Origin of the sequence: Pseudomonas sp. IT-P171 (assembly GCF_949767765.1) — a bacterium.
Lineage (GTDB): Bacteria > Pseudomonadota > Gammaproteobacteria > Pseudomonadales > Pseudomonadaceae > Aquipseudomonas > Aquipseudomonas fluorescens_B.
Genome location: NZ_CATKQN010000044.1, coordinates 296,615 through 321,073 on the forward strand (window position 1 = coordinate 296,615; position 24,459 = coordinate 321,073).

Sequence of the window (24,459 nt, forward strand, 5' to 3'; positions counted from 1 at the left end):
ATTGCGCGCGACGGCGAAGTGTCGTCGCGCGCGAACTTTTCTTGCATGCCCCGGAAAGCCCCGCAGGGTAGCTCGCCTTCAGCAATCCGGCCAGGCATCGCCCGGCTAGAATCATTCTGTAATTTGTTGCCAAGTATCTTTTACAGCAGGTCTTTTATCAACAATTCAGCCACCTGCACAGCATTGAGCGCCGCGCCTTTGCGTACGTTATCTGACGTCAGCCACAAATTAAGTTCCGACGGGTCGTCGATTCCAGCGCGAACCCGACCGACGTAGACCACATCCTGCCCTACCGCATCGCCGACAGCGGTCGGGTAATCACCGGCCTCCACCAGTTCTACACCGGGTGCGTCTTCCAGCGCTTCGTTGATTTTTGCCAGGTCCACGACGCTTGCTGACTGCAAGGTCACACTAAAGCTATCGCCAAAAAACACCGGGGCTTGAATGCAAGTGACGGAAATCTTTAATAAAGGCAAAGCCATGACCTGACGCAGCTCACGCACCAGACGTTTTTCCAGCAGCGTATGGCCTTGATCATCCGGCTTGCCGACTTGCGCCAGCAGGTTGAAAGCCATCTGCCGATCGAAAAAAGTCGGCTCCAGCGGACGCACATTGAGCAGTTCGGCGGTTTGGCGTGCCAGCTCTGTAACGGCTTCGCGGCCCTGGGCAGAAACGGCCAGACTGGCGGTCACATTGACGCGTTGCAAGTCGAGCAGACCCAGCAACGGTGCGAGCACCACGGCCAATGTGGTGGCCGATGGGCTTGGGCTGCTGACCTGGAATGGCTTTTTCAGGCCGGCCAACACCCGGGCATTGGCTTCCGGCACCACTTGCGGCGCCTGATCGGCCGGCAAGGCGCCGGACAGATCGATCAGCGAGCACCCGGCGGCCGTGGCGCGCGAGGCGAAACTCAAGGTCACCGCCGGGCCTGCGGCGAAAAACACCAACTGCACTTTGCTGAAGTCGAACTCATCGACTTCCCGCACCCGCACGTTCTTGCCGCGAAACGGCACCGAATGCCCGGCGGATTCGCTACTGGCCAGCAGGTGCAAATTGCCGACCGGAAAGTCGCGTTCTTCGAGTATCTGCACCAGCGTTTCGCCAACAGTACCGGTGGCGCCGATCACGGCAATATCAAAGGACTGGCTCATGGTTCTACCTCTGGCGAAACGGGGGGAGCGGCACTTTACCGGGTGGGTGGCGTGCAGGCAATTCGGCCTGGGTCCGCGGCGTCTGTTCCGGCCCCTTCGCGAGCAAGCCCGCTTGTGTCTAGGCCTAGGGATAAACCCTGGGGTGAGAGGGGTGGATGGCAAGCACCTGATCAATGTCAGACTACCGGGAATAAAAAAACCCGCACCTCTTTCAAGGCACGGGCTCTTTCATTGCTTCAATCAATCAACGCTCAAGCAGAATCCGCAGCATGCGACGCAGCGGCTCGGCCGCGCCCCACAGCAGCTGGTCGCCGACGGTGAACGCGCCGACGAACTGCGAACCCATGTTCAGCTTGCGCAGACGACCCACCGGAACATTCAGGGTGCCAGTGACCTTGGTCGGGCTCAGCTCCTGCATGCTGATGTCGCGGTTGTTCGGCACCAGCTTGACCCATGGGTTGTGCTGGCTGATCAGCCCTTCGATGTCGGCGATCGGCACATCTTTGTTCAGCTTGATGGTCAGCGCCTGGCTGTGGCAACGCATGGCGCCGATGCGCACGCAGATGCCATCCACCGGGATCGGGCTCTTGAAGCGACCGAGGATCTTGTTGGTCTCGGCCTGGGCTTTCCACTCTTCGCGGCTCTGACCGTTCGGCAGTTCCTTGTCGATCCACGGGATCAGGCTGCCGGCCAACGGTACACCGAAGTTTTCGGTCGGGTACGCGTCGCTGCGCATGGCTTCGGCGACACGGCGGTCGATGTCGAGGATGGCACTGGCCGGGTCGGCCAGTTGATCGGCGACAGCGGCGTGAGTCACACCCATTTGCTTGATCAGTTCACGCATGTGCTGCGCGCCGCCACCGGAGGCCGCCTGATAAGTCATAGCGCTCATCCACTCGACCAGACCGGCCTCGAACAGACCGCCCAGGCCCATCAGCATCAGGCTGACGGTGCAGTTGCCGCCGATGTAGTTCTTGGTGCCCGCGTCAAGCTGCTGATCGATGACCTTGCGGTTCACCGGGTCCAGCACGATCACCGCGTCATCCTGCATGCGCAGGCTGGAAGCGGCGTCGATCCAGTAACCCTGCCAGCCGGCTTCGCGCAGTTTCGGGAAGACTTCGCTGGTGTAGTCGCCACCCTGGCAGGTCAGAATCACGTCGAGGGTTTTCAGCTCTTCAATGCTGTAAGCGTCCTTGAGCGGAGCAATGTCCTTGCCCACGGACGGGCCTTGGCCACCGACATTGGAAGTGGTGAAAAACACCGGCTCGATAAGATCGAAATCCTGCTCTTCCAGCATCCGCTGCATGAGCACGGAACCGACCATACCGCGCCAACCGATCAGACCTACACGTTTCATCGCAACTACACCTTCTTAAAAAGTGGGCCGCTGCTTTCAAGAGTGAAAGTTGCAGCGGGCCCGAGAGATTACAGATTCCGCAGCGCGGCGACTACTGCGTCACCCATTTCCTGCGTACCGACTTTAGTGCAACCGGTCGACCAGATGTCACCCGTACGCAGGCCTTGGTCCAGAACCAGACTGACGGCTTTCTCGATCGCATCCGCCGCGCCCTGCTGGTTGAAGCTGTAGCGCAACATCATCGACACCGACAAAATGGTCGCCAGCGGGTTGGCGATGCCTTTGCCCGCGATGTCCGGCGCAGAGCCGTGGCACGGCTCGTACATGCCCTTGTTGTGGGTGTCCAGGGACGCCGAGGGCAGCATGCCGATAGAACCGGTGAGCATCGACGCCTGGTCGGACAGGATGTCGCCAAACATGTTGTCGGTGACGATCACGTCGAACTGCTTCGGTGCGCGCACCAGTTGCATGGCGGCGTTGTCGACGTACATGTGGCTCAGTTCGACTTCCGGGTAATCCTTGGCCACTTCCTCGACGATTTCACGCCACAACTGGCTGGAAGCCAGGACGTTGGCCTTGTCCACCGAGCACAGCTTCTTGCCACGCACCATGGCCATGTCGAAACCGACACGGGCGATGCGGCGGATTTCGCTTTCGCTGTACGGCAGCGTGTCGTAGGACTGACGCTCGCCGTTTTCCAGGGTACGGGTGCCGCGTGGCGCGCCGAAGTAGATACCGCCGGTCAGTTCGCGAACGATCAGGATGTCCAGACCGGAAACGATTTCGGCTTTCAGGCTGGAAGCCTCGGCCAGTTGCGGGTACAGGATCGCCGGGCGCAGGTTGCCGAACAGGCCCAGTTGCGCACGAATTTTCAGCAGGCCGCGCTCAGGACGGATGTCACGCTCGATGGCGTCCCATTTCGGACCGCCCACGGCGCCCAGCAAGACAGCGTCGGCTGCGCGGGCACGTTCCAGGGTTTCGTCGGCCAGTGGCACACCGTGCTTGTCGATGGCGGCGCCGCCGATCACGTCGTGGCTCAGCTCGAAGCCCAGGTTGTACTTGTCGTTGGCCAGTTCCAGCACCTTGACCGCTTCGGCCATGATTTCCGGACCAATGCCGTCACCCGGGAGAATCAGAATCTGCTTGCTCATGCTTTCCTCATGTCTTCAGTCGGTGTGCCCTTGAGCACACCCGGAAAAATTCTATCGCTCGGCCATCAGCACAAGCACATCGGTACTGAATGAACCATCGGGTTCAATCTCAAAATATTCGCGCACTTCATTGCCCATCGACTGCTGCAACTCGCGGATCGCGGCGCGCATCACCTGTGGCGTGCGCATGCGCTCGACCCAGCTGTTGTACTCCAGACGCAGGCGCTGGCGCGTGGTGCTGCGAGTGTGCAGCCCCGCCTCGCTGACCTGGCGCAACCACTCGCCGGCGGAATAATCGCGCACATGGCTGGTGTCGCGCAGCACTTCGACGCTTTGCAGATAAGTGTCGAACAACGGACTGCCCGGTGACAACACATCGACGAACGCCGCCACGCCGCCCGGCTTCAGTACCCGACGGACTTCGCGCAGGGCCAGGCCGAGATCGCTCCAATGGTGCGCCGAATAACGGCTGAACACGAAGTCGAACTCGCCATCGGCGAACGGCAGGCGTTCGGCGGCGCCGAGGGCCGTGGTCACGTTACTCAAACCGCGGTCAACGGCGGCGGCGGCGACCACGTCGAGCATTTGCTGGGACAGGTCGTAGGCCACCACTTCCTTGACCAGCGGGGCCACGTGAAAACTCACGTGGCCGGCGCCGCAACCCAGGTCCAGCACTCGGGCATCGCCCTGCCCGGCCACTTCGGCTTGTAGCAGTGCGAATTCGGTGCCTTGAGCGTGCACGGCGCTGCTCAGATAGGCTGCGGCCTGTTCACCGAATTGCTTTTGTACAACCTGAGTGTGCTGGGCGGTGCTGGTCATAGTCATATCCTTGATATGTGTGTTGTCTGAACTGTCGTCATCGCCAGCAAGCTCGTTCCCACAGGGTTTTGTGAACGCCGCAAATCAATGTGGGGCCAGCCTGCTGGCGATGGCGTCGTCACGCCTTACGCAAACTTACGCGTCGCGAAACAACCAGGGCTGGCTCGCCCGGTGCTTGGCTTCAAACGTCGCAATCGCCTCGTGGTCCTGCAAGGTCAAACCAATGTCGTCCAGGCCATTGAGCAGGCAATGCTTACGGAATGCGTCGATTTCGAAGCTCAACACTTTGCCATCTGGCCGGGTCACGGTCTGAGCTTCGAGATCCACCTGCAACTGGTAGCCAGGATTCGCTTCAACCTGCTGGAACAGCTCATCCACCTCAGCGTCGCTCAAGATGATCGGCAGCAAGCCGTTCTTGAAGCTGTTGTTGAAGAAGATGTCGGCGTAGCTCGGCGCAATGATGCTGCGGAAACCGTACTCTTCCAGCGCCCAAGGCGCGTGTTCACGGCTGGAGCCGCAACCGAAGTTTTCGCGGGCCAGCAACACGCTGGCGCCTTGATAACGCTCGGCATTGAGGACAAAGTCCTTGTTCAGCGGACGCTTGGAGTTGTCCTGATACGGCTGACCCACATCCAGATAACGCCACTCATCGAACAGGTTCGGGCCAAAACCGGTGCGCTTGATCGACTTCAGGAACTGCTTCGGAATGATCTGGTCGGTGTCGACGTTGGCACGATCCAGAGGCGCGACAAGACCAGTGTGCTGGGTAAAAGCTTTCATGCTGCGCTCCTTAGATCAATTCACGGACGTCGACAAAACGACCGTTCACAGCGGCGGCGGCGGCCATGGCCGGGCTCACGAGGTGGGTACGACCACCGGCGCCCTGACGGCCTTCAAAGTTACGGTTGGAGGTCGATGCGCAATGCTCGCCCGACTCCAAACGGTCCGGGTTCATCGCCAGGCACATCGAGCAACCCGGCTCGCGCCATTCAAAACCGGCGTCGAGGAAAATCTTGTCCAGGCCTTCCGACTCGGCCTGCGCCTTCACCAGACCCGAACCCGGCACCACAATGGCCTGCTTGATGGTCGAAGCCACTTTGCGGCCCTTGGCGATGACGGCTGCAGCGCGCAGGTCTTCGATCCGCGAGTTGGTGCAGGAGCCAATGAAAACACGGTCGAGCTGGATGTCGGTGATCGCCTGATTGGCGGTCAAACCCATGTATTTCAAAGCGCGTTCGATGGAGCCACGCTTGACCAGGTCCATTTCCTTCGCAGGATCGGGAACGTTCTGGTCAACGGCCAACACCATCTCGGGCGAGGTGCCCCAGCTGACTTGCGGCTTGATCTGGGTCGCGTCGAGCTCGACGATGGTGTCGAACGTGGCGTCTTTATCCGTCACCAGGTCTTTCCAGGCTTCGACAGCCAAGTCCCATTCCGCGCCTTTCGGGGCAAATGGACGCCCCTTCACATAAGCCACGGTTTTTTCATCCGCTGCCACCAGGCCTACGCGAGCGCCGGCCTCGATGGACATGTTGCAGATGGTCATGCGGCCTTCGACCGACAGATCGCGAATCGCGCTACCGGCGAACTCGATCGCATGGCCGTTACCGCCGGCGGTGCCGATCTTGCCAATGACCGCGAGAACGATGTCCTTGGCTGTCACGCCGAACGGCAATTTGCCTTCGACGGACACCAGCATGTTCTTCATTTTCTTGGCGACCAGGCACTGGGTGGCGAGTACGTGCTCGACCTCGGAAGTGCCGATACCGTGAGCCAGGGCACCGAATGCGCCGTGGGTCGAGGTGTGGGAGTCGCCGCAAACCACGGTCATGCCCGGCAAGGTCGCGCCCTGCTCCGGGCCGATCACGTGCACGATGCCTTGACGCACATCATTCATCTTGAATTCGACGATGCCATATTCATCGCAGTTGTCGTCGAGGGTCTGAACCTGCAAACGCGAGACCTGGTCGACAATGGCGTCAATGCCGCCCTTGCGCTCCGGCGTGGTCGGTACGTTGTGGTCCGGGGTCGCGATGTTGGCATCGATGCGCCAAGGCTTGCGCCCGGCCAGACGCAGGCCTTCAAAGGCTTGCGGCGAGGTCACTTCGTGGATGATGTGACGATCGATGTAGATCAGCGCAGAGCCATCGTCGCGCTGCTTGACCAAATGCGAATCCCAGAGCTTGTCGTAGAGCGTTTTGCCGGCCATCAGACGGTTCCTCATCAGCTTGTTTCTATGCCCCGGGTCTTGAGAATTTCAATAACCCTTTGGCTTGTGAGGTCGATCCTAGGGGGTTACATTAAATAACTCAAATTCATATTTTTTATGCTTTGGATAACCAACTGGAATACAGCAATGGACCTCGCCAACCTCAATGCCTTTATTGCCATCGCCGAGACCGGAAGCTTCTCCGGCGCCGGTGAACGGCTGCACCTGACACAGCCGGCGATCAGTAAACGCATTGCCGGGCTAGAGCAGCAGTTGAAGGTGCGCCTGTTTGACCGCCTGGGCCGCGAAGTCGGGCTGACCGAGGCCGGTCGAGCCCTGCTGCCACGGGCTTATCAGATTCTGAACGTGCTGGACGACACCCGCCGCGCCCTGACCAACCTGACCGGCGAGGTCAGCGGCCGCCTGACCCTGGCCACCAGTCACCACATCGGCCTGCACCGTTTGCCGCCCTTATTGAGGGAATTCACCCGCCGTTACCCGCAAGTCGCGCTGGATATTCAGTTCCTCGATTCGGAAGTGGCCTACGAAGAAATTCTCCACGGCCGTGCCGAACTGGCGGTCATCACCCTCGCGCCGGAGCCCCACGCGCTGGTCAAGGCCACGCCGGTGTGGGACGACCCGCTGGATTTCGTGGTCGCCCCGGAGCATTCATTGATCAGCAATGGCGCGGTGACCCTGGCGGACATTGCCCTGCACCCGGCCGTATTCCCCGGCGGCAACACCTTTACTCACCACATCGTCCAGCGCCTGTTCGAAGCGCAAGGCCTGACGCCGAATATCGCCATGAGCACGAATTATCTGGAAACCATCAAGATGATGGTCTCGATCGGCCTGGCCTGGAGCGTGTTGCCGCGCACCATGCTCGACGATCAAGTTGCACGAATACCTTTGCCGGGCATACAACTGTCTCGCCAGCTAGGCTATATCTTGCACACCGAACGGACGCTGTCGAACGCAGCACGGGCCTTCATGGCCTTGCTGGATGCACAAATCGATTTGCCAGGGACTCCAGGCTAACTTGTGCTACGCCTATAGAGCCGCGAATTCCTGTGCCTAACGCCCAATTCAGCCCAAGGCCTGCCAATGCCGAAATCTGTTGACCGTATTCCGCCGATGCCACGTATACAGGCGCTTGACCCGAAACGGTCCGAGCAGAGCTGGGAAAGCGCGCCGCAGTTGCTGGCCGCCCTCAACGGCGCACGGCTGGGCGCCTGGTATTGGGACATTGAGCGCGGGCAGATCAGCTGGTCGCGGGGCACGCAGGCTTTGTTCGGCTTCGATCCCCGGCAGCCGTTGCCGGCCGACCTGGAATACCTCGACCTGCTGCCGCCCGAAGATCGGGCCAAAACCATTCGCGCGTTCCACGCGGTGATTGCCGGCGCCCCGCTGGAGCAGGCGATGCACCACCGCATCCGCTGGCCCGATGGCAGCCTGCACTGGCTGGAGATCAATGGCAGTTTGCTACCGGATAAACACGGTCGGCCGCGCATGATCGGGGTGATCCGCGAAATCACCCATCAGCGCCAGCGTGAACAGGCCCTGAGCAGCTCGGAAAAACGTTTCGCGACGCTGTTTCACCTGTGTCCGAACATGGTGCTGCTGACCCGCCAGGAAGACGGCTTGATCACCGAAGCCAACCAGTATTTCGAAAGCCTGTTCGGCTGGCCGGTGCAAAACGCGATTGGCCGCACCACCATTGAACTGGGTTTGTGGGTTCACCCTGAGCAACGGGAGAAACTGGTCAAGGCGACCAAGGCCAAAGGCGAATTGGTCAGTATGGAAGTGCAGTTTCGGGCCAGCAATGGCCAGGTCCACGACGGCATCCTCAGCGCGCAGAAAGTCGAACTCGAGGGCCAGCCCTTTCTGCTCAGCACCTTCCTCGACACCACTGAGCGCAAGATCGCCGAGCTCGCCCTGAAAGACAGCCAGGAACGCCTTGATCTGGCGCTGGACTCGGCACAACTCGGCACTTGGGACTGGCACATTCCCAGCGGCATGCTTTACGGCTCGGCCCGGGCCGCGCAACTGCACGGGCTGGATCCCATACCGTTCCATGAGTCGTTCGAAGCGTTTTTCGAAGGCGTGCCCGGCGAAGAGCGCGACAGCATGCGCGATGCCTACCGCAGCCTGCGTGAAGGCCCGGCGGGCAACTATCAGCTGACCTACCGCGTGCAACTTGAGGACGGCACTTCGCGCTACCTGGAAAGCCGCGCCCGCCTCTATCGCGATGAAAACGGCGCCCCGTTGCGCATGGCCGGCACCTTGCTGGACATCACCGATCAGGTCGAGCGCGAACAGAAACTGGTCGCCTCCGAAGAAAAGTTTGCCACCCTGTTCCAGGTCAGTCCGGACCCGATCTGCGTCACTCGCCAGGACACCGGCCAGTTCATCGAGATCAACTCCAGTTTTACCCAGACCTTCGGCTGGAGCACCGTCGAGGTGATTGGCCGCAGCGCCGACGAAATCGGCCTGTGGGACGCGTCGGCAAAAAGCCTGCGCCGGATCGAGCAAGTCATCCGCGAACAGGGCCTGAACAACGTGGCCATCCTCGTTCAGCACAAGGACGGTCAATCGCTGACCTGCGTGATATCCAGTCGACAGATCAGCGTCGGCGACCAGCCGTGCATCGTCACCACCTTGCGCGACATCACCCAGCAACAACGTTCGGAAGCGGCGCTCAAGGCCAGCGAAGAGAAGTTCGCCAAGGCCTTCCACTCCAGCCCTGACGCCATCACCATCACCGAGCGCGACACCGGGCGTTATCTGGAGGTCAATGATGGTTTCTGCCGACTGACCGGCTATCGCGCCGATGAAGTGGTCGGCCGCACGGTCTACCAGGTCGGCATCTGGGCCGAAGAAAAACAACGCTCGGCGCTGCTGGCCGAGCTACAGATCAAGGGCCGGGTGCATCACCAGGAAATGCTCGGCCGCAACAAGCGCGGCGAACTGCTGACCGTCGAAGTGTCGGTGGAACCGATCACGCTCAACGAAACCGCTTGCCTGCTGCTGACCGCGCGGGACGTCAGCCTGCTGAAAAACGCCGAAGCGCAGATCCGTCACCTGGCCTACCACGACCCGCTGACCAACCTGCCGAACCGCGCACTGTTGATGGACCGCCTGAGCCAGCAGATCGCCCTGCTCAAACGCCACAACCTGCGTGGCGCCCTTATGTTTCTCGATCTCGACCACTTCAAGCACATCAACGATTCGCTCGGCCACCCGGTGGGCGACACGGTGCTGAAGATCATCACCGCCCGCCTTGAAGCCAGCGTGCGCATGGAAGACACCGTCGCCCGGCTGGGCGGCGACGAATTCGTGGTGTTGCTCAGCGGCCTGGAAGGCTCGCGTAATGAAGTCAGCGCCCAGGTCCGTGACCTCGCGGACACCTTGCGCGAGCTGTTGTCCGAACCGATGTTCCTTGATGGTCAACGCCTGCAAGTGACGCCGAGTATCGGCATCGCGCTGATTCCCGATCACGGCTCGACCCCGACCGACCTGCTCAAACGCGCCGACATTGCGCTTTATCGGGCCAAGGATTCCGGGCGCAACACCACGCAGATGTACCACAACACCATGCAGAAGGCCGCCAGTGAACGCCTGCGCATGGAAACCGACTTGCGCCTGGCCCTTTCCCGGGGCGAGTTCGAGGTGCATTACCAGCCTCAAGTGGATGCTCGCGACAACCGTATCGTCGGCGCCGAAGCGCTGGTGCGCTGGTGCCACCCGGAACTCGGCGCCCAATCGCCGACCGAATTCATCAAGGTGCTGGAAGACAGCGGGTTGATTCTGGAGGTCGGCACCTGGATCGTCGACGAAGTGTGCGCGGCCTTTAAAAAGTTGATCGCCAAGGGCCTGATCGACCCATTGAATTTCAGCCTGTGCGTGAACATCAGCCCGCGGCAATTCCGCCAGAACGACTTCGTCGAGCGCATCGAGCACAGCCTCTTCAGCCACGGCCTCCCCTGCTCGCTGCTGAAACTGGAAATCACCGAAGGCATCGTCATCCAGAATCTGGAAGACACCATCAGCAAAATGCGTCGCTTGAAAAAAATCGGCGTGAGCTTCGCCATGGACGACTTCGGCACCGGTTATTCCTCGCTGACCTACCTCAAGCGACTGCCGGTGGACACGCTGAAAATCGACCAGTCATTCATCCGCGACGCCACCACCGACCCCAACGATGCCGAAATCATCCGCGCCATCGTCGCCATGGCTCGCAGCCTGCAATTGAAAGTGATTGCCGAAGGGGTGGAAACCCCGGAGCAGCTTGAGTTCTTGCAGGGGCTGGGTTGCCATTTTTATCAAGGGTATTTGCACAGTTCGCCGCTGCCGGTGGAGGCGTTTCAGAAGCTTCTGAAATAAAGCGGACGGTGTAGGAGCTGCCTTCGGCAGCTCCTACATGGAAAAAGAAAAAAAGGGCGCCATTGGCGCCCTTTTCATTGCCCTGCCTTAGTGCTGCAGTGCTGGTTTTTGCGTCCCGTTGATCGGGATACGTTTGGCTTTCGCCTCTTCCGGAACCACCCTCAACAGGTCGATGCTCAACAGACCGTTGCTCAGGCCGGCGGCCTTGATTTCGATATGGTCCGCCAGGCGGAAGGACAGTTTGAAGGCCCGCTGCGCGATGCCCTGGTACAGATAAGTGACGCCTTCGTTCGCGTCACGTTTGCCGCCACTGATGGTCAGCACACCTTTTTCCACTTGCAGTTCCAGGTCTTCTTCCTGGAAACCGGCGGCCGCTACGACGATGCGGTATTGGTCGTCGCCGTGTTTTTCAACGTTGTAAGGTGGATAGGTGCTGCCTGGCTCATTGCGCAGTGCGGTTTCGAAAAGGTCGTTGAAACGATCGAAACCGACCGAGGAACGGAACAGTGGTGCCATGGAAAATGCAGTGCTCATGATTCAAATCTCCTGAAAACATATCAGCAAGTTTTTTTGTCTCCGCGACCCGAATTCGGCATCGCGTAATCCTTAAATAAGGACCGCCGATTGCTTTTCAAGAGATTTTTTCAAATTTTTTTAAGCCGCCTCCAACACCTGTAACCCCAGCAAACGCGAGACCTGATCCAGTTCGGTTTCACGGCGCAGGACGGTGAACAGCTCAACCGCTTCGGGATAATTGCGCGTCAGCATCGCCAGCCACTGCTTCAGGCGACCCGGCGATTGGCGCGCCGTCATCTGCGCCTTGGCTTGCAGCCAGAAATCCTGAATCAGCGGCAGCAGTTCGGCCCAGCTCATTTCGACCACTTCTTCACCGGCACGGGCGGCAGCGATTTGCCGGGCCAGGTCCGGACGTGACACCAGCCCGCGGCCGAGCATGATGTCTTCCACGCCGCTGATTTCTCGGCAACGGCGCCAGTCCTCGACGCTCCAGATATCACCATTGGCGAACACCGGAACCTTGACCACCTCCTGCACTCGGGGAATCCACTCCCAATGTGCCGGTGGTTTGTAACCGTCCATCTTGGTCCGCGCATGCACCACGATGTGTTCCGCGCCGCCTTCGGCCAGGGCCGTGGCGCAGACCAGCGAACCGTCGGGGCTGTCGAAGCCCAGGCGCATTTTCGCAGTGACCGGAATGTGCGCTGGAACGGCGCGGCGGACATGCTCGACGATCTGGTTCAGCAGCTCAGGCTCTTTGAGCAACACCGCGCCACCGCGCGACTTGTTGACGGTTTTGGCCGGGCAACCGAAATTCAGGTCGATGACTTCGGAGCCCAGCTCGCAGGCCAGCGCGGCGTTTTCCGCCAGGCACACCGGATCGGAGCCCAATAGCTGCACGCGCAAAGGCACGCCAGACGCCGTGCGTGCGCCCGTCAGCAATTCAGGGCCGAACTTGTGGAAATAGGCAGGTGTGAGCAACTGATCGTTGATCCGGATGAACTCGGTGACGCACCAATCGATACCGCCCACACGGGTCAGCACGTCCCGCAGGATGTTGTCGACCAACCCCTCCATGGGTGCCAAAGCAATTTGCATGAAAAACACACTCGACGAAAAACGTGCGGCAGTTTACTGGATTCCCTGTCGAAAGACTTGTTCATACCGCTGTGGCGAGGGAGCTTGCTCCCTCGCCACAGCGATCGTGTCAGCTCGGAACCTGCAACGCCGGGCCGTAGCCTTCGATGAATTCGGCGGGCATGCGCTTGGGCTTGCCCGTGGACAATTCGATACAGACAAACGTGGTCTGCGCTCGCAGCAACGTGGTGTTGTCGCTGGGGCGTTTCAGCTGGAAGTGCCGGGTCATTTTCAGACGCTGGTCCCAATCGACGATCCAGGTCGCCAGTTGCAACTCATCGCCCTCATAGGCCGCAGCCAGGTAATCGATCTCGTGCCGCACCACCGCCATCGCCCGATCAAGCCGCCGGTACTCGACCAGGTCCAGGCCAAGCCGCTGAGAGTGGCGCCAGGCGCAGCGCTCGAGCCAGGTCACATACACCGCGTTGTTCGCGTGACCCAACCCGTCGATGTCCTCGGCGCCCACCTCCAGATCAATGATAAATGGCGTTGCCCGATCCCAGCCCATGCCCCACTCCCGGTCAGATTATGTCGACCGGGGCAGTGTAACGGATGCTCAGGCCGATTGGCGCGATTGCAGGCTGCGGCCGGCCAGCAGTGATAACACGCCATCAATCACCCGAGGGTCAGCCAATACCCGTTGATGACCGCCTTCTTCCAGTCGCAACAGACGGCTGTCGAACCAGGCTTCGTGGATCAGCTGGGACTCCTTGACCGGAACGAAGCAGTCGTCTTCGGCGTGAACGATCAGCCCGGGCATGTCGAGTTGATAGTGCGAGACATCCAGTGCAGCGGCACGCATGCCAACGTCTTTCTCTACCTGGCGGATGAACGCCGAACGGGCTTTTGGCGGCAGTCGCACGTAACGGGCAAAACCACGCAGCACCGCGAGAATTCGCGCCGGCGCAGCAATCGTCACCAGGGTTTCAGTGCGCAAACCCAACTGAACGGCGAGCATGGCACTGGCACCGCCCATCGAGTGACCGATGACCGCCTGCAGCGGCGGCAACTCGGCGGCGGCCTCAAGCATGGCCCGGGCGAACAGCGCGACGTTTGCTTCATTGCCCGGTGAGCGACCATGGGCAGGGCCATCCAACGCGACGACGGTGTAACCGGCATCCACCAGCGCGGTAATCAGGCTGGCAAACTGCGTCGGCCGGCCTTCCCAACCGTGCATCAGCAACACCGCCGGGCCTTGCCCCCAGCGCAACGCTGAAAGGCCGAAGCGTAAAGTGATGCGCTCGGATTTCGCCAGCAGCGGCAATTCCCAGTCTCGCGGCGGCAGATCCCGCGGCGTCATGAATGCCAGTCGCATTTTGCTTGCGACCAGTTTCGGTGCAAACCAGCCCAAGGTGCCATTAACGCCACGAACCCACTTTAACGTGCTCATCGCTCTCACTCCTCAGGCCATTGCCTTCAGGTCATATCACCGCCGACTTGGCGGCACGCAGCAATCGATCGGATAACTCTCCCGGCCCCAACGCTCGCGCCAGAGCCAAACCACCCACCATCAAGGCCATGTCGGCCAAGGCTTTGTCGGTGTCTTCCGGGCTGGCCGCCAACTGCGCGACCATCATTTCCACATGCTCATTCAACGCCACGCGAAACGCGTCCGGCAGGCGACCCAGCTCACCGACAGACGCCGGGATCGGGCATGCCGACTCAGAGGAATCACGGTGTTTGCGTGACAGGTAAAACGCAGCGACCAAGGCGCGACGTTCTTCGCCGGTCAATTCGGTGTCCATGTCGGCGATCAGGCCACGGCGATGACCGAGCAGTTGCTTGAACGCTTCCAGCATCATTGCGTCCTTGCTTTCGAAGTGCGCATAGAAGCCGCCCACCGTCAGGCCGGCTGCGCCCATCACTTCGCCCACGCTCGGTTCGGCCGGGCCGCGCTGAATCAGCGCTGCGCTGGCGGCCTTGAGGATGCGTTCGCGGGTTTGAGCTTTTTTATCGTTCATCGTTGCCTCCGAATATTACGACTAGAATATTATTCTCATAATAATTTTACGCAAGTCGTGGGTGTGACCGTTGGTCTGAAGCACAGTTTGAAAGAAATGAGGGGATTTGGCCAAACGCCAGACAAACAAAAGGGCCATTCAATAATTGAATGACCCTTATAAAATCCCGCAGAGCGGGTAATCGTGGCGTCCCCTAGGGGACTCGAACCCCTGTTACCGCCGTGAAAGGGCGGTGTCCTAGGCCACTAGACGAAGGGGACGCAAAACCTTCTATACAACTGATCAGTGCTGAGGGCTGATCGATTCAAGGCCGGTGTGGCCAGACCTTGAACTGTAAAATTGGTGGAGCTAAGCGGGATCGAACCGCTGACCTCCTGCATGCCATGCAGGCGCTCTCCCAGCTGAGCTATAGCCCCGGATTTTTCGCCTCGCGGCGGAGCGACATCTTGCAACATCGCTTCTGTAAAACTGGCGTCCCCTAGGGGACTCGAACCCCTGTTACCGCCGTGAAAGGGCGGTGTCCTAGGCCACTAGACGAAGGGGACGCAAACCCTTCTATACAACAGATCAACGCTGAGTGTTGATCGCTTCAAGGCCGGTGTGGCCAGACCTTGAAGTGTAAATTGGTGGAGCTAGACGGGATCGAACCGTCGACCTCTTGCATGCCATGCAAGCGCTCTCCCAGCTGAGCTATAGCCCCTCATCGCTGAGGACGGGGCGAATCTTAATGGCGCTTTGGAAACGTGTCAAATTTATTTTTAACAATTTCCAAAGTTTTTTGCCGACATAACAATCACTTACCGCCCTCCCCCCGGAAAACGGGGGACTTCGGAAAGAACACGGGTCTGTAGAAGCTGGCGCAGCCTGCGATCTTTTTGGCTACGCCGATGAGCAAGATCAAAAGATCGCAGCCTGCTCCAGCTCCTCCTGTGTGGATCAGGCGATGTTGCCGAGGAGTTTTTCCCACTCTTTGTTTTCTTTCTTCGACACGCCGCCCAGCAGGTCGATCGCCTGGCGCAGACGGAAACGCGTCAGGTCCGGGCCGAGGATTTCCATCGCATCCAGCACCGATACCGAACTGGCCTGGCCAGTGATGGCAGCGAACATCAGCGGCATGGCGTCACGCAGTTTCAGCTCGAGGGATTCGACCACCGCCTGAATCGTCGCGGTGATGCTGTCCTTCTCCCACTGACGCAGGCTTTCCAGCTTCCACAGAATCAGTTGCATCAGCTGACGCACCTGGTCGCCCGACAGCTTCTTCGATTCAAACAGCTTGGCATCCGGGTTCACGCCCCCGGCGAAGAAGAATCCGGCCAGCGGTGCGACCTGGCTGAAAGTCTCGACGCGACCCTGCACGTGCGGCGCGATCTTCATCATGTATTCAGGGTTGAGTGCCCAGGTTTGCAGGCGCGAAGCGAACTCTGCCACCGGCAAATCACGCAGCCACTGGCCGTTGAGCCACGACAGCTTCTCGATGTCGAAAATCGGCCCGCCGAGGGAGACGCGGCTCAGGTCGAAGTTGTCGACCATTTCTTGCAGCGAGAACTTCTCGCGCTCGTCCGGCATCGACCAGCCCATGCGCCCGAGGTAGTTGAGCATCGCTTCCGGCATGAAGCCCATACGCTCGTAGAACGTCACAGAGGTGGGGTTCTTGCGCTTGGACAGCTTGCTCTTGTCCGGGTTACGCAGCAGCGGCATGTAGCACAGCTCCGGTTGCTCCCAACCGAAGTATTCGTACAGAAGAATCAGTTTCGGTGCCGAAGGCAGCCATTCTTCGCCGCGCAGGACGTGGGTGATGCCCATCAGGTGGTCATCGACCACGTTGGCCAGGAAGTACGTCGGCAGGCCGTCGGTCTTCATCAGCACTTGCATGTCCATGCGATCCCACGGGATCTCGACGTCGCCACGCAGCATGTCCGGCACCACGCACACGCCTTCGCTTGGCACTTTCATACGGATCACATGTGGCTCGCCGGCGGCCAGGCGGCGCGCGACCTCTTCCTTGGACAGCAACAGTGCACGGCCGTCGTATCGCGGGGTTTCACCGCGAGCCATTTGCTCGGCGCGCATCTGGTCCAGTTCTTCGGCGGTGCAGAAGCACGGGAAGGCGTGACCCATTTCGACCAGTTGCTGGCAGTACTTCTGATAGATGTCGCCGCGCTCGCTCTGACGGTACGGACCGTGCGGGCCGCCGACGTCCGGGCCTTCGCTCCAGTCGATCCCCAACCAGCGCAGGGCGTCGAAAATCTGCTGTTCGGACTCGCGGGTCGAACGCAATTGATCGGTGTCTTCGATCCGCAGGATGAACTCACCGCCGTGCTGCTTGGCAAAGCAGTAGTTGAACAAAGCGATGTAAGCGGTACCTACGTGGGGGTCCCCGGTAGGCGATGGCGCGATGCGCGTGCGGACGGTGGTCATGGCAAGTCTCGAAATGAAGATAAAACAAAGGGCGAATGGTAACAGGCGTTGCCCGCCCGGCTCCAGCGAACAGGGCATTTAAGCCAAGTTTGCGTCTACAACGGGCTCGGGCCGGGATGAATGATGGATTATCAGCCGATGGCATTTACCCACTATCGACTGTATGCCAGATTCGCCTGCTGATAACTTTCCTTACAATTTCTCGACTACAGTTTGCCCCATGCCTGCCCAACTCAAGCGTCGCCTGTTTATTTTCCTGTTGATCGTCCTGCTGATTGCCGGCGGCTTCTTTGCCCAGTGGTTCTTCAAGGGACGGTTTTATGAGAGCACCGACAACGCTTACGTCCAGGGCGAGATCACCCGTGTGTCGAGCCAGTTGGGCGCGCGCATCGATCAGGTGCTGGTGCAGGACAACCAGCACGTCGAGAAAGGCCAGTTGCTGATCAAGCTCGAAGGCGATGACTTCCACCTCGCCGTCGACCGCGCCAACGCCGCCCTCGCCACTCGCCAGGCCGAACGCCTGCAAGCCCAGAGCAAACTGACCCAGCAAGCCAGCCTGATTGCCGCGAGCGAGGCGCAAGTGGCCTCCAGTCAAGCCAGCCTCGGTCGCTCGCAAATCGATTTGTCCCGCGCGCAAACCCTGCGCAAACCGGGCTACGTTTCCGAAGAGCGAGTCACCACCCTTTCCGCCGACAACCACATCGCCCGCTCACAGGTAACCAAAGCCCAGGCGGATGCTCAAAGCCAGCGCCAGCAAGTCAATTCCCTGAGCGCCGAAATCAAGCGCCTCGACGCCATGATCGCCAACGCCAAAACCGATCTGGCCCAGGCTGAACTGAACCTGACCCGCAGCGAAATCCACGCCCCCATCAGCGGCCTGATCGGCCAGCGCGCCGCCCGCGAAGGCCAGTATGTGCAGGCCGGCGCTTATTTGCTGTCGATCGTCCCGGATCAGGACATCTGGATTCAGGCGAACTTCAAGGAAACCCAGATCGGCCACATGCAGCCCGGCCAGAAAGCCGAACTGACGTTCGACGCCTACAGCGACACACCGATTGAAGCGCGGGTCGACAGCCTGTTCGCGGCCTCAGGCGCGCAGTTCAGCCTGTTGCCGCCGGACAATGCCACCGGCAATTTCACCAAAGTCGTACAACGGATTCCGGTAAAACTGACGTTCGCCGCGGACAACCCGCTGCACGGAAAGATTCGTCCGGGCATGTCGGTTACCGCCAAAGTGAACATCAAAGACGCCCCTGACGATGGCCGGTGATCAACTGATCCGCCCGGCCGGCGAACCGACCCGGCGGGACTGGATCGCGGTGATGAGTGTGATGCTCGGCGCGTTCATGGCGGTGCTCGACATTCAGATCACCAATTCGTCGCTCAAGGATATTCAGGGCGCGCTGTCGGCGACCCTGGAAGAAGGATCCTGGATTTCCACGTCGTACCTGGTCGCGGAAATCATCATGATTCCGCTGACGGCGTGGCTGGTGCAGCTGCTCTCGGCGCGTCGACTGGCGGTATGGGTTTCGCTTGGATTCCTTGCCGCGTCCCTGCTCTGCTCGATGGCGTGGAGCCTGGAAAGCATGATCATTTTCCGCGCACTGCAAGGCTTCACCGGCGGCGCGTTGATTCCTCTGGCGTTCACCCTGACGCTGATCAAGCTTCCCGAGCACCACCGCGCCAAAGGCATGGCGATGTTCGCCATGACCGCAACGTTCGCGCCGTCCATCGGACCGACACTCGGCGGCTGGCTGACGGAGAACTGGGGCTGGGAATACATCTTCTACATCAACATCCCGCCGGGCCTGATCATGATCGCCGGCCTGATGTATGGCCTGGAGAAAAAAGAAGCGCACTGGGAACTGCTGAAAAGCACCGACTACACGGGGATTGTCACCCTGGGTATCGGACTCGGTTGTTTGCAGGTGTTTCTGGAAGAAGGCCATCGCAAGGACTGGCTGGAATCGGACCTGATCGTTGCGCTCGGCAGCATCGCCCTGATCAGCCTGATCACCTTTGTGATCGTGCAATTTTCCAAGCCCAACCCGCTGATCAACCTCGGCATCCTGGGCAATCGCAACTTCGGTTTATCGAGTATCTCCAGCCTGGGAATGGGCGTCGGGCTGTACGGTTCGATCTTTCTGTTGCCGCTGTACCTGGCGCAGATCCAGAATTATAACGCCCTGCAGATCGGCGAAGTGATCATGTGGATGGGCGTGCCACAGCTGTTCCTGATTCCGCTGGTGCCCAAGCTGATGAAATACGTCTCGCCGAAATGGCTGTGCACGCTGGGCTTCGGGTTGTTCGGCCTGGCGAGTTTTTCCTCGGGTGTGCTGAACCCGGACTTTGCCGGACCGCAGTTCAATCAGATCCAGATCATCCGCGCACTCGGCCAGCCGCTGATCATGGTGACCATCTCGCTGATCGCCACCGCGTACATCCTGCCGCAGGATGCGGGCTCGGCGTCGAGCCTGTTCAACATCCTGCGCAACCTCGGCGGCGCAATCGGCATCGCCCTCCTCGCCACCTTGCTGGATGCGCGGACCAAGACCTACTTCGATTACTTGCGTGAATCCATCGTGCCGAGCAACCCGCAGGTCGCCGAGCGCATGGCGTCGCTGACCGACCGGTTTGGCAGTGAAACGGCGGCGCTGGGCAAACTCAGTGAGATCGCCCATCAACAGGCGTCGATCATGGCTTACAACGATGCGTTTCATTTTGTCGGGATTGCGCTGGGGATCAGCATGATTGCGGTGTTGCTGACCAAGCAATTACCGGCGGGGTTGAAGGCTGGCGAGGCGCACTAGTTGAGTATTGTGTCGTCAAGACTGGCCTCATCGCGAGCAGGCTCGCTCCCAGATTGGATCACGCTCACTGGGTCAACTGTGGGAGCGAGCCTGCTCGCGATGGCGGCCTGACAGGCACTGCAAATCTCAAACAGCAATCAACCGATCCCGCAGCTTGGTAATTTCATCGCGCATCTGCGCCGCCGCTTCGAATTCCAGGTCGCGCGCCAAGGCGTACATCTTCTCTTCAAGGGCCTTGATGCGCTTGGCGACCTCTCCCGGCGAACGCAATTCCGCTTCGTACTTGGCGCTTTCCTCGGCGGCCTTGGCCATGCCTTTGCGCTTCTTGCTGCGCGAGCCTGGCACGGTGGCGCCTTCCATGATGTCGGCAACGTCCTTGAACACACCTTTCGGCGTAATGCCGTTGGCCAGGTTGAAGGCAATCTGCTTGTCGCGTCGACGTTCGGTTTCACCGATGGCCCGCTCCATGGAGCCGGTGATGCGGTCCGCGTACAGAATCGCCCGACCGTTGAGGTTACGCGCCGCGCGACCGATGGTCTGGATCAGCGAGCGCTCGGAACGCAGGAAGCCCTCCTTGTCCGCATCAAGGATCGCCACCAGCGAAACCTCCGGCATGTCCAGGCCTTCACGCAGCAGGTTGATCCCCACCAGCACATCAAAGGTTCCGAGTCGCAAATCGCGGATGATTTCCACGCGCTCCACAGTGTCGATGTCCGAGTGCAGATAACGCACACGCACGCCGTGGTCGGCCAGGTAATCGGTCAAGTCTTCGGACATGCGCTTGGTCAGCGTGGTGACCAACACCCGCTCTTCGAGGGCGACGCGCTTGGTGATTTCCGAAAGCAAATCGTCGACCTGAGTCAGCGCCGGACGGATTTCGATTTGCGGGTCCACCAGCCCGGTCGGGCGCACCAGTTGCTCGACGACCCGACCGGCGTGCTCTGCCTCGTAGTTGCCCGGCGTCGCCGAGACAAAAATCGTCTGCGGGCTGATGCCTTCGAACTCGTCGAAGCGCATCGGCCGGTTGTCCAGCGCCGAGGGCAGACGGAAGCCGTACTCCACCAGGGTTTCTTTACGCGAACGGTCGCCCTTATACATGGCGCCGACCTGCGGCACGCTGACATGAGACTCGTCGATCACCAGCAAGGCATCGGCCGGCAAGTAATCGAACAAGGTCGGCGGTGCCTCACCGGACGCACGGCCCGACAGGTAGCGCGAGTAGTTTTCGATGCCGTTGCAGTAGCCCAGCTCGAGGATCATCTCCAGGTCGAAGCGCGTGCGTTGCTCAAGACGTTGCGCTTCCACCAGTTTGTTGTTGGAGCGCAGGTATTCCAGGCGCTCCTGCAACTCGACCTTGATCCCTTCAATGGCACCGAGCAGGGTTTCTCGCGGCGTCACGTAGTGGCTTTTCGGGTAGAAGGTGAAGCGCGGCAGCTTGCGAATCACCTCGCCGGTCAGCGGATCGAAGGCCGACAGGCTCTCGACTTCGTCATCGAACAGCTCGATGCGGATCGCTTCGAAATCGGATTCTGCCGGGTGGATGTCGATCACATCACCGCGCACGCGGAAGGTCGCTCGGGCGAAATCCATGTCGTTGCGGGTGTATTGCAGGTCTGCCAGGCGACGCAGTAAAGCGCGCTGATCGAGCTTGTCACCCCGATCCACGTGCAGCACCATTTTCAAATAAGTTTCCGGACTGCCCAGACCGTAGATGCACGACACCGTGGTGACGATGATCGCGTCCTTGCGCTCCAGCAACGCTTTGGTCGCCGAGAGTCGCATCTGCTCGATGTGATCGTTGATCGAGGCGTCTTTCTCGATGAAGGTGTCCGAGGACGGCACGTAGGCTTCGGGCTGGTAGTAGTCGTAGTAGGACACGAAGTATTCGACGGCGTTGTTCGGAAAAAACGCCTTGAATTCACCGTACAACTGCGCGGCCAGGGTCTTGTTCGGCGCCAGCACCAGTGTCGGGCGCTGAACCTGGGCGATGACGTTGGCAATGCTGAACGTCTTGCCCGAACCGGTCACACCGAGCAATGTCTGGTGCGCCAGCCCGGCTTCAATGCCCTCGACCATCAGGCGAATGGCTTCCGGCTGATCGCCGGCGGGCTCGAAGCGGGTGACTAGCTGGAATTCAGACATGAAATACCCTCTGGGTCGCGCCCGTCCGGTCAAGCCGGACAGCTACGAAAAAGACCACAAACGACCGACGTCGCCCGAGGAAAAAACTGGATTGTGCTCAATGTGGAGCCGATTGCCCTCGCTTTCAAGGCAAACGTCCTACATCCCTTGAAGTCTTTGACGGGATCAATCGACTAACGGTCGAAAAATAATCGGGAAAACTTACGGTAAAAGCCAAATCGACTGTCGCCATCAATCGCAGATGGCCTCTATACTAGCTCCCCGTTTGTGCACCGCTCTAGTGCATTCGGCTGGAGCGCGACACGTCCCTCCACTCTCCATTCAGAGCCGCCGCAAAAATGAGCCTGTTCTCCGCTGTCGAAATGGCACCACGCGATCCAATCCTGGGCCTCAACGAAGCATTCAACGCCGATACCCGTACCAACAAGGTCAACCTGGGGGTCGGTGTTTACTGCAACGAGGAGGGGCGAATTCCACTCCTGCGCGCCGTTGTCGAAGCCGAGACGATTCGCGTCGCTCAACACGCTTCCCGTGGCTACTTGCCGATCGATGGCATCGCGGCTTACGACCAGGCCGTTCAGAAACTGCTGTTTGGCAATGATTCGCCGCTGATCGCTGCTGGCCGTGTCATCACCACTCAGGCCGTTGGCGGTACTGGCGCACTGAAAATCGGTGCCGACTTCCTCAAGCAACTGCTGCCGAACGCTGTCGTGGCGATCAGCGACCCAAGCTGGGAAAACCACCGCGCGCTGTTCGAAACCGCCGGTTTCCCGGTGCAGAACTATCGCTACTACGACGCCGCGACCCACGACGTTAACCGTGTCGGCCTGCTGGAAGACCTGAACGCCCTGCCGAACGGCTCGATCGTTGTGCTGCACGCCTGCTGCCACAACCCGACCGGCGTGGACCTGAGCCCGGCGGACTGGAAAAACGTTCTGGAAGCCGTGAAGGCCAAGGGTCACGTACCGTTCCTCGACATGGCCTACCAGGGCTTTGGCGATGGCATCGACGAAGACGCCGCCGCCGTGCGTCTGTTCGCTGAATCGGACCTGACCTTCTTCGTCTCCAGCTCGTTCTCCAAATCCTTCTCGCTGTACGGCGAGCGCGTGGGCGCCCTGTCGATCGTCAGCGAATCGAAAGAGGAAAGCGCGCGCGTGCTGTCGCAAGTCAAACGCGTGATCCGCACCAACTACTCCAACCCGCCGACCCACGGTGCAAGCATCGTCGCCGCTGTGCTGAACAGCCCGGAGCTGCGCGCCAAGTGGGAAGAAGAACTGGCCGAAATGCGCCTGCGGATTCGCGGCATGCGCACCCAGATGGTTGACCTGCTGGCGAAAAACGCGCCACAGCGCGATTTCAGCTTTGTGGGGCGTCAGCGCGGCATGTTCTCCTACTCCGGCCTGACGGTTGAGCAAGTCACCCGTCTGCGCAACGAGTTCGGCATCTATGCCCTGGACACCGGCCGCATCTGCGTCGCCGCGTTGAACCAGAACAACATTGATGTCGTGACCAAGGCCATCGTTGCGGTGATCTGAGTCGTACGGTAATACGAAAAACGGGAAGCCTCTGGGCTTCCCGTTTTTTATTGGCTCAGATAATTCTCAACCTCATGGTCGAGCGCTCTAGACTGCACATCATATTACTGTGGGAGCCGGGCTTGCCCGTGATGGTGGTCGGCCAACCAACAACTGTGTTGAATGTGAGGGCCCTATCGCGGGCCAGCCCGCTTCCACAAGTTCTATGTACATTCCGGAATTCTGACGAGAACCCACATGAAAAACGATGACCTGCGCGCTGAGCGCGATGACCTGGATGACCTGAATGACTTCATCCCCCGCGTCCCGGCCAAACGCAGCAGTAACCTGGTGCTGCAAGTGGCTGCGGGTGTGTTCCTCGGCGGCCTGGCCTTGTGGCTGGTGCAGCTGGGTGCGACGCTGCTTTACGCCAAACTGATGCTCGCCACCGTGACGTTCGGCGGTTAAGCCAGTTCGGTCGCGCGCTGGCTGGCTGCATCGTCATAGGCGACGTACAGCGATTCGGCGACCTGGCTTTTGATGGCCTTGGTGCTTTCCAGGCCCAGGACAAAACCTTCGGCCTTGCCGCCTGCGCGATTCAATTCGTCAGCGGTGCTGGCCTGAGTGATGGCGTCGAACAGTTTTTCGGCGTGCGGACCGACCCCTTTGGGCAGGCTGATCTGAGCGATGCTCATGCGGACACCTCGTTGTTGCGAAGTGTGAGGGCTGGGTGATTCATGGCGCGTACCTTTTCGGCGAATGGCCGGCAGCGCGTGTAACCACTTCCGGGCGGCCATGGTAGACCTCTGGTGCCGTTCTGGTAACCGCCAATCGCCGATAAACCACCGTCCGTCCCGATGAATTCCTCAAGTTGTCAGCAGGTGCTTGACT

20 protein-coding genes and 4 tRNA genes are annotated in these 24,459 nt (G+C 60.0%); 6 read left to right on the forward strand and 18 right to left on the reverse strand.

Annotated elements, in window-relative coordinates; translation table 11 throughout:
* Positions 1 to 140: 140 nt before the first annotated feature.
* The 6 genes from ACM6I5_RS21445 to leuC all read right to left on the reverse strand — a co-directional run bounded on the left by ACM6I5_RS21445 (position 141) and on the right by leuC (position 6,687).
* Complete coding sequence (locus ACM6I5_RS21445) at positions 141 to 1,151, reverse strand: aspartate-semialdehyde dehydrogenase (RefSeq protein ID WP_017337634.1); 1,011 nt, start codon at positions 1,149 to 1,151, stop codon at positions 141 to 143.
* Between the two features lie 244 nt (positions 1,152 to 1,395).
* Entirely contained in the window at positions 1,396 to 2,508 is a 1,113-nt protein-coding gene (asd, locus tag ACM6I5_RS21450) for an aspartate-semialdehyde dehydrogenase (protein ID WP_414878702.1), read from the reverse strand.
* Positions 2,509 to 2,576: 68 nt separating this feature from the next.
* A complete protein-coding gene (gene leuB / locus ACM6I5_RS21455) occupies positions 2,577 to 3,659 on the reverse strand; it encodes a 3-isopropylmalate dehydrogenase (RefSeq protein WP_017337632.1) in 1,083 nt (360 codons plus the stop codon).
* A gap of 51 nt (positions 3,660 to 3,710) precedes the next feature.
* Entirely contained in the window at positions 3,711 to 4,478 is a 768-nt protein-coding gene (locus tag ACM6I5_RS21460) for a class I SAM-dependent methyltransferase (protein ID WP_017337631.1), read from the reverse strand.
* A 135-nt stretch (positions 4,479 to 4,613) separates the two neighbouring features.
* Positions 4,614 to 5,258 (reverse strand): 3-isopropylmalate dehydratase small subunit, encoded by a 645-nt coding sequence (leuD, locus tag ACM6I5_RS21465; protein ID WP_414884669.1) that lies wholly within the window; start codon positions 5,256 to 5,258, stop codon positions 4,614 to 4,616.
* Between the two features lie 10 nt (positions 5,259 to 5,268).
* On the reverse strand, positions 5,269 to 6,687 hold the full coding sequence (leuC, locus tag ACM6I5_RS21470) for a 3-isopropylmalate dehydratase large subunit (RefSeq protein WP_414878700.1): 1,419 nt from the start codon (positions 6,685 to 6,687) through the stop codon (positions 5,269 to 5,271).
* Positions 6,688 to 6,834: 147 nt separating this feature from the next.
* On the opposite strand from leuC, the gene ACM6I5_RS21475 reads away from it, so the two are divergent.
* Complete coding sequence (locus ACM6I5_RS21475; protein ID WP_017337628.1) at positions 6,835 to 7,725, forward strand: LysR family transcriptional regulator; 891 nt, start codon at positions 6,835 to 6,837, stop codon at positions 7,723 to 7,725.
* Positions 7,726 to 7,791: 66 nt separating this feature from the next.
* A complete protein-coding gene (locus ACM6I5_RS21480; RefSeq protein ID WP_017337627.1) occupies positions 7,792 to 11,070 on the forward strand; it encodes a PAS domain S-box protein in 3,279 nt (1,092 codons plus the stop codon).
* Between the two features lie 87 nt (positions 11,071 to 11,157).
* On the opposite strand, the gene ACM6I5_RS21485 is transcribed toward ACM6I5_RS21480, so the two are convergent.
* The 10 genes from ACM6I5_RS21485 to gltX form a co-directional block, all read right to left on the reverse strand.
* On the reverse strand, positions 11,158 to 11,604 hold the full coding sequence (locus tag ACM6I5_RS21485; protein WP_414884670.1) for an Hsp20 family protein: 447 nt from the start codon (positions 11,602 to 11,604) through the stop codon (positions 11,158 to 11,160).
* A gap of 120 nt (positions 11,605 to 11,724) precedes the next feature.
* Positions 11,725 to 12,684 (reverse strand): tRNA dihydrouridine synthase, encoded by a 960-nt coding sequence (locus ACM6I5_RS21490; RefSeq protein WP_017337625.1) that lies wholly within the window; start codon positions 12,682 to 12,684, stop codon positions 11,725 to 11,727.
* A gap of 109 nt (positions 12,685 to 12,793) precedes the next feature.
* Positions 12,794 to 13,231, reverse strand: coding sequence for an acyl-CoA thioesterase (locus ACM6I5_RS21495; protein ID WP_017337624.1), 438 nt, complete (start codon positions 13,229 to 13,231; stop codon positions 12,794 to 12,796).
* 48 nt (positions 13,232 to 13,279) lie between these two features.
* The gene (locus ACM6I5_RS21500) at positions 13,280 to 14,113 is read right to left on the reverse strand and encodes an alpha/beta fold hydrolase (protein WP_017337623.1); all 834 of its coding nucleotides are present in this window, start codon (positions 14,111 to 14,113) and stop codon (positions 13,280 to 13,282) included.
* A gap of 31 nt (positions 14,114 to 14,144) precedes the next feature.
* Positions 14,145 to 14,684 carry a TetR/AcrR family transcriptional regulator gene (locus tag ACM6I5_RS21505; protein ID WP_017337622.1) on the reverse strand — a complete coding sequence of 180 codons (540 nt, stop codon included), beginning with the start codon at positions 14,682 to 14,684 and terminating at the stop codon, positions 14,145 to 14,147.
* Between the two features lie 184 nt (positions 14,685 to 14,868).
* Positions 14,869 to 14,944: transfer RNA gene (locus tag ACM6I5_RS21510), tRNA-Glu, on the reverse strand.
* An 80-nt stretch (positions 14,945 to 15,024) separates the two neighbouring features.
* Positions 15,025 to 15,100 (reverse strand) — tRNA-Ala (locus tag ACM6I5_RS21515).
* Positions 15,101 to 15,153: 53 nt separating this feature from the next.
* Positions 15,154 to 15,229 (reverse strand) — tRNA-Glu (locus ACM6I5_RS21520).
* A gap of 79 nt (positions 15,230 to 15,308) precedes the next feature.
* A tRNA-Ala gene (locus ACM6I5_RS21525) sits at positions 15,309 to 15,384 on the reverse strand.
* A 236-nt stretch (positions 15,385 to 15,620) separates the two neighbouring features.
* Complete coding sequence (gene gltX, locus ACM6I5_RS21530) at positions 15,621 to 17,102, reverse strand: glutamate--tRNA ligase (RefSeq protein ID WP_414884671.1); 1,482 nt, start codon at positions 17,100 to 17,102, stop codon at positions 15,621 to 15,623.
* Positions 17,103 to 17,322: 220 nt separating this feature from the next.
* On the opposite strand from gltX, the gene ACM6I5_RS21535 reads away from it, so the two are divergent.
* Both ACM6I5_RS21535 and ACM6I5_RS21540 read left to right on the forward strand, forming a co-directional pair.
* On the forward strand, positions 17,323 to 18,372 hold the full coding sequence (locus tag ACM6I5_RS21535; RefSeq protein ID WP_017339645.1) for an HlyD family secretion protein: 1,050 nt from the start codon (positions 17,323 to 17,325) through the stop codon (positions 18,370 to 18,372).
* A gap of 49 nt (positions 18,373 to 18,421) precedes the next feature.
* Positions 18,422 to 19,912 carry an MDR family MFS transporter gene (locus tag ACM6I5_RS21540; RefSeq protein ID WP_193393025.1) on the forward strand — a complete coding sequence of 497 codons (1,491 nt, stop codon included), beginning with the start codon at positions 18,422 to 18,424 and terminating at the stop codon, positions 19,910 to 19,912.
* 126 nt (positions 19,913 to 20,038) lie between these two features.
* On the opposite strand, the gene uvrB is transcribed toward ACM6I5_RS21540, so the two are convergent.
* Complete coding sequence (gene uvrB / locus ACM6I5_RS21545; RefSeq protein WP_150632484.1) at positions 20,039 to 22,054, reverse strand: excinuclease ABC subunit UvrB; 2,016 nt, start codon at positions 22,052 to 22,054, stop codon at positions 20,039 to 20,041.
* A 338-nt stretch (positions 22,055 to 22,392) separates the two neighbouring features.
* Between uvrB and ACM6I5_RS21550 the strand changes: the two genes are divergently transcribed.
* Both ACM6I5_RS21550 and ACM6I5_RS21555 read left to right on the forward strand, forming a co-directional pair.
* Positions 22,393 to 23,589: an amino acid aminotransferase gene (locus ACM6I5_RS21550; RefSeq protein WP_017339648.1), complete on the forward strand. Its 1,197-nt coding sequence runs from the start codon at positions 22,393 to 22,395 to the stop codon at positions 23,587 to 23,589.
* A gap of 237 nt (positions 23,590 to 23,826) precedes the next feature.
* On the forward strand, positions 23,827 to 24,036 hold the full coding sequence (locus ACM6I5_RS21555) for a hypothetical protein (protein WP_017339649.1): 210 nt from the start codon (positions 23,827 to 23,829) through the stop codon (positions 24,034 to 24,036).
* On the opposite strand, the gene ACM6I5_RS21560 is transcribed toward ACM6I5_RS21555, so the two are convergent.
* Positions 24,033 to 24,263, reverse strand: coding sequence for a hypothetical protein (locus ACM6I5_RS21560; RefSeq protein ID WP_008007186.1), 231 nt, complete (start codon positions 24,261 to 24,263; stop codon positions 24,033 to 24,035). The genes ACM6I5_RS21555 and ACM6I5_RS21560 overlap by 4 nt on opposite strands.
* Positions 24,264 to 24,459: the final 196 nt, after the last annotated feature.